Origin of the sequence: Mesorhizobium sp. M7A.F.Ca.AU.002.02.1.1, from assembly GCF_003998535.1 — a bacterium.
GTDB lineage: Bacteria > Pseudomonadota > Alphaproteobacteria > Rhizobiales > Rhizobiaceae > Mesorhizobium > Mesorhizobium ciceri.
The window spans coordinates 1-4,243 of record NZ_RZPB01000542.1 but is presented as its reverse complement, the minus strand read 5'-3'; the positions used below and the strand labels follow the sequence as shown (position 1 = coordinate 4,243).

General features: G+C 64.2%; 3 protein-coding genes and 1 pseudogene. 3 read left to right on the top strand and 1 reads right to left on the bottom strand.

The genetic code is table 11. The annotated features are described in order from the left end of the window. Positions 1 to 21 precede the first annotated feature (21 nt). Complete coding sequence (locus EN879_RS26255) at positions 22 to 1,008, bottom strand: FAD-binding oxidoreductase (protein WP_245493869.1); 987 nt, start codon at positions 1,006 to 1,008, stop codon at positions 22 to 24. Between the two features lie 121 nt (positions 1,009 to 1,129). Between EN879_RS26255 and EN879_RS26250 the strand changes: the two genes are divergently transcribed. The 3 genes and pseudogenes from EN879_RS26250 to EN879_RS26240 form a co-directional block, all read left to right on the top strand. Then, positions 1,130 to 1,726: a TetR/AcrR family transcriptional regulator gene (locus tag EN879_RS26250; protein ID WP_063169912.1), complete on the top strand. Its 597-nt coding sequence runs from the start codon at positions 1,130 to 1,132 to the stop codon at positions 1,724 to 1,726. Beyond that, positions 1,723 to 2,652, top strand: a complete 930-nt coding sequence (locus EN879_RS26245) for a haloalkane dehalogenase (RefSeq protein ID WP_063169913.1) — start codon at positions 1,723 to 1,725, stop codon at positions 2,650 to 2,652. Before EN879_RS26250 ends, EN879_RS26245 begins: the two co-directional genes overlap by 4 nt. A 100-nt stretch (positions 2,653 to 2,752) precedes the next feature. Next, positions 2,753 to 4,168, top strand: a pseudogene (locus EN879_RS26240) (peptide chain release factor 3); the annotation flags it as partial. Positions 4,169 to 4,243 lie beyond the last annotated feature (75 nt).

Sequence of the window (4,243 nt, the reverse complement as noted above, 5' to 3'; positions counted from 1 at the left end):
CGCCGAGGGCATGGACGGCGTCTATGTCAGCGTGATGCCGGAATGCATGACGCTGACATAGACGCCGTCCATGCCCTCGGCGCGGCCGATGATCGGAAAACCGTCGATCGGCGTCGGCCGGTAACCGACCGTGTGGAAATCGAGCGCCAGCCCGTCTCCGCCGCGCAGGCTGGCTTTCAGGACCGCGACCAGTTCGCTGGCGGTGGCTTGCGCATCCATGCCGGGGTCGGCGCCGCCGAAATCGGAACCGGCGATGATACGGCCCTCGGCGGTCTGGCGCATATGCAGCCGCTCGGCCAGCACCAGTCCGTTCAGCAGTTTCTCGTAGGGCCGCGAGTGGACGATCAGGCCAGGTGGCGTCTCGAGCGGCAGATTTATGCCGGCGGTGGCGGCAATGCCCGCCGAGCCGACGCCGGCCGCGATCAACACCTCGTCGGTGGCAAGCAGCCCATGCGATGTGTCGACGCCCGAAATCCTGCCGCCTGTCTGGACAAGCGCCGTCACCGTGCTGGAGATGATCCGCGCGCCGCGTCGTTCGGCATCGGCCAGCAGCGCCTTCGTTGCCGCGACCGGCTCGGCAACGCCCTCTTCGGCGACATGCAAAGCGACGTCCGGGAGTTGGGTGAGATTAGGCTCTATACGGGCCGCGCCGGCGCGGTCGACGCGCTCGATGCCGTAGCCCCAGGCCGAATGCTGCGCGGTATAGGCTTCCATGTCGGCCGCCGATAGATCCCAGCACAGGCCGCCGCACCAGTTGAGCGGCAGGCCGGGCACGTCCCGCGCCAGCCGCGACCATTCGGCCATGGCGCGGGTGCGCAGCCGGAAATAGGGCTCCGGATTGCCCCAGGTGGCATTGATCCAGGCAAAGGAGTTCGGCGTGGCGACCCCACCGGCGGCGCTGTCGGCGGCGATGACCGTCACCTGTGCGCCTGCCCTGGTCAGGTGCCAGGCCATGGAAGCACCGATGATGCCGGCGCCGATGACGATCACTTGTTTCACCGCAGCCATGTTCGCTCCTCAAACTCGCCACCCCCTGAGGGACACTCTTCCAGTGCCACCCCCGCTTGCCAACATCGGCAACGCAAATTATTCGGCTTGACATCAATACGTACGTACGTATTATATCGGTATGGCCAGACAATCACTCCGCGAAAACCTCCTTGACGCCGGGTTCCGGACCATCTGGAATTCCGGCTATGCCGCCGCCGGTGTGCGCGACATCGTTGCCGCCGCCGACGCCCGGCCCGGCTCGTTCACCAACCATTTTGCCTCCAAGGAGGAGTTTGCCGGGGAGGTGCTGGACCGCTATTTCGCCTATGTCGGCAAGTTGGTCGAGAAAGCCTTGGCGCAGGACGGCACGCCGCCCATCGGCCGGCTGAGGCGCTACGTCGATGTCATCACCTCGAAGCTTGAGGCGCATGATTGGGCACGCGGCTGCATGATAGGCAATCTCAGCCTCGAGACCGCGGTCCACAGCGAGCCGCTGCGCCTGCAACTCGTCGACATCTTCGAACGCTGGCGCCAGCCCTTCGCCGCCTGCATCGCCGAAGGCCAGGCAGCCGGCGACATCTCCAAGACCTTCGAGGCCGAGGACCTTGCCGACTTCCTGCTGTCGTCTTGGCAGGGCGCCATGCTGCGCATGAAGGTTGAACGTAGCCCCGCGCCGCTCGAGCGGTTCAAGAAAATCATCTTCAGCACAGTTTTTGCAAAGGAGCCGACCCCATGAGTTCGAAAGCCAACATTTCTCAAGCTGGCGTCGCTGCACCGAGACGCTCGCAGATCGCCGTGCTCGATTCGACCATGTCCTATGTCGAGACGGGAGCGTCCGGCCCCACCGTTCTGTTCCTGCATGGCAATCCGACCTCATCCCACATCTGGCGCAACATCATCCCGTATGTCGCGCCGCTCGGTCGCTGCATCGCGCCCGACCTGATCGGCTACGGCCAATCCGGCAAGCCCGATATCGATTATCGCTTCTTCGATCACGTCCGCTATCTCGACGCCTTCCTGGACGTGCTCGACATCCAGGAAGTGGTGTTGGTCGCGCAGGACTGGGGCACGGCCCTGGCTTTCCATCTCGCGGCGCGGCGACCGCAACGCGTGCTCGGCCTTGCCTTCATGGAATTCATCCGACCCTTCGAGCGCTGGGAGGATTTTCATCAGCGCCCGCAAGCCCGCGAAATGTTCAAGGCGCTGCGCACGCCGGGTGTCGGCGAGAAGCTGGTCCTGGAAGACAATGTCTTCGTCGAAAAAGTGTTGCCGGCCTCGGTGCTGCGTACACTGAGCGATGAGGAGATGACCGTCTACCGGGCGCCGTTCCCGACACCGCAATCGCGAAAGCCGGTGTTGCGCCTGCCTCGGGAATTGCCGATCGAGGGCCAGCCCGCCGACGTTGCCGCCATCAGCGAACATGATCATCGCGCACTTCGGCTCTCCACCTATCCGAAACTGCTGTTTGCGGGCGATCCCGGCGCGCTGATTGCGCCGCAGGCCGCACGCGAATTCGCCGCCGGGCTGAAGAACTGCCGGTTCATCAATCTCGGACCCGGTGCGCACTATCTGCAGGAAGACCATGCCGACGCGATAGGCGGCACCATTGCCGGCTGGCTCCCCGAGGTCTTTCAGGCGAGCCGCACGGCCGAATTGGCCTGAAGCAAGCCATGGCTTCCGGCGGCTTCCCTGCCGCCGGACCGGTCGACAGGCCCGCACTGCGCTGCTAGAAGCCCGGCCTGTCACACGGAAATCCCAGAGAATGCCCGAAGCAATAGAAGAAGAAGTGGCGCGCCGCCGCACCTTCGCGATCATCGCGCACCCGGACGCCGGCAAGACCACGCTCACCGAAAAGCTGCTGCTGTTCGGCGGCGCCATCCAGCTTGCCGGCGAGGTCAAGGCCAAGAAGGACAAGATCCAGACGCGGTCGGACTGGATGAAGATCGAGCGTGAGCGCGGCATTTCGGTCGTCACTTCGGTGATGACCTTCGAGTATGAAGACAATGTCTTCAACCTGCTCGACACGCCCGGCCACGAGGATTTCGCAGACGACACCTATCGCACGCTATCGGCGGTCGACTCGGCCGTCATGGTCATCGATGCCGCCAAGGGCATCGAGCCGCGCACGCTGAAGCTTTTCGAAGTCTGCCGGCTACGCGACATCCCGATCATCACCTTCGTCAACAAGATGGATCGCGAAAGCCGCGATCCGTTCGAGATTCTGGATGAGATCGAGCAGAAGCTGGCGCTGGATACGGCGCCGATCACCTGGCCGATCGGCCGGGGCAAGAATTTTTCCGGCACCTACCATCTGGCGCTGAACGCCGTGCGCAGGGGCGACGACGAGAAGGAGCGCACGCCGGTCAACGGTCCCGATTCCAACCGCGTCGCCGGCCTTTTGCCGGAGAACGAGCGCGAGGCCTTCATCGAGGAGCTGGAGCTGGCGCGGGAAGCATGCAGACCCCTTGATATAGAAGCCTTCCGCGAGGGTCACCTGACGCCGGTCTATTTCGGCTCGGCGCTGCGCAATTATGGCGTGCGCGACCTGATCGAGGCGCTCGGCGCTTTTGGACCGCCGCCGCGTGCTCAAGAGGCCGACACCCGCAAGGTCGAGGCGACCGAAGAGAAGATGACGTCCTTCGTCTTCAAGATCCAGGCCAACATGGATCCCAACCACCGCGACCGCATAGCCTTCGTCCGCGTCTGTTCGGGCAAGCTCGAGCGCGGCATGAAGGCCAAGCTGGTACGCACGGGAAAACCGATGTCGCTGTCGGCGCCGCAGTTCTTCTTTGCCCGCACACGCGTCACCGCCGACGAGGCCTTTGCCGGCGACGTCGTCGGCATTCCCAACCACGGCACGCTGCGTATTGGCGATACGCTGACCGAGGGCGAGGAAATCCTGTTCCGCGGCGTTCCGAATTTCGCCCCGGAAATCCTGCGCCGTGTCCGCCTCGGCGACGCGATGAAGGCCAAAAAGCTGAAGGAAGCGCTGCACCAGATGGCAGAGGAGGGCGTCGTGCAGCTGTTTTCGCCCGAGGACGGCTCACCGGCCATCGTCGGTGTCGTCGGCGCGCTGCAACTCGACGTCCTGAAGGAACGGCTGAACTTCGAATACACCCTGCCGGTCGAATTCGAGATGTCGCGCTTTTCCGTGTGCCGCTGGATCTCGGCCGACGACACCGACGATGGCCGGTGAGCCGTCCTCGGGCGAAAACAGCTGCACGACGCCCTCCTCTGCCATCTGGTGCAGCGC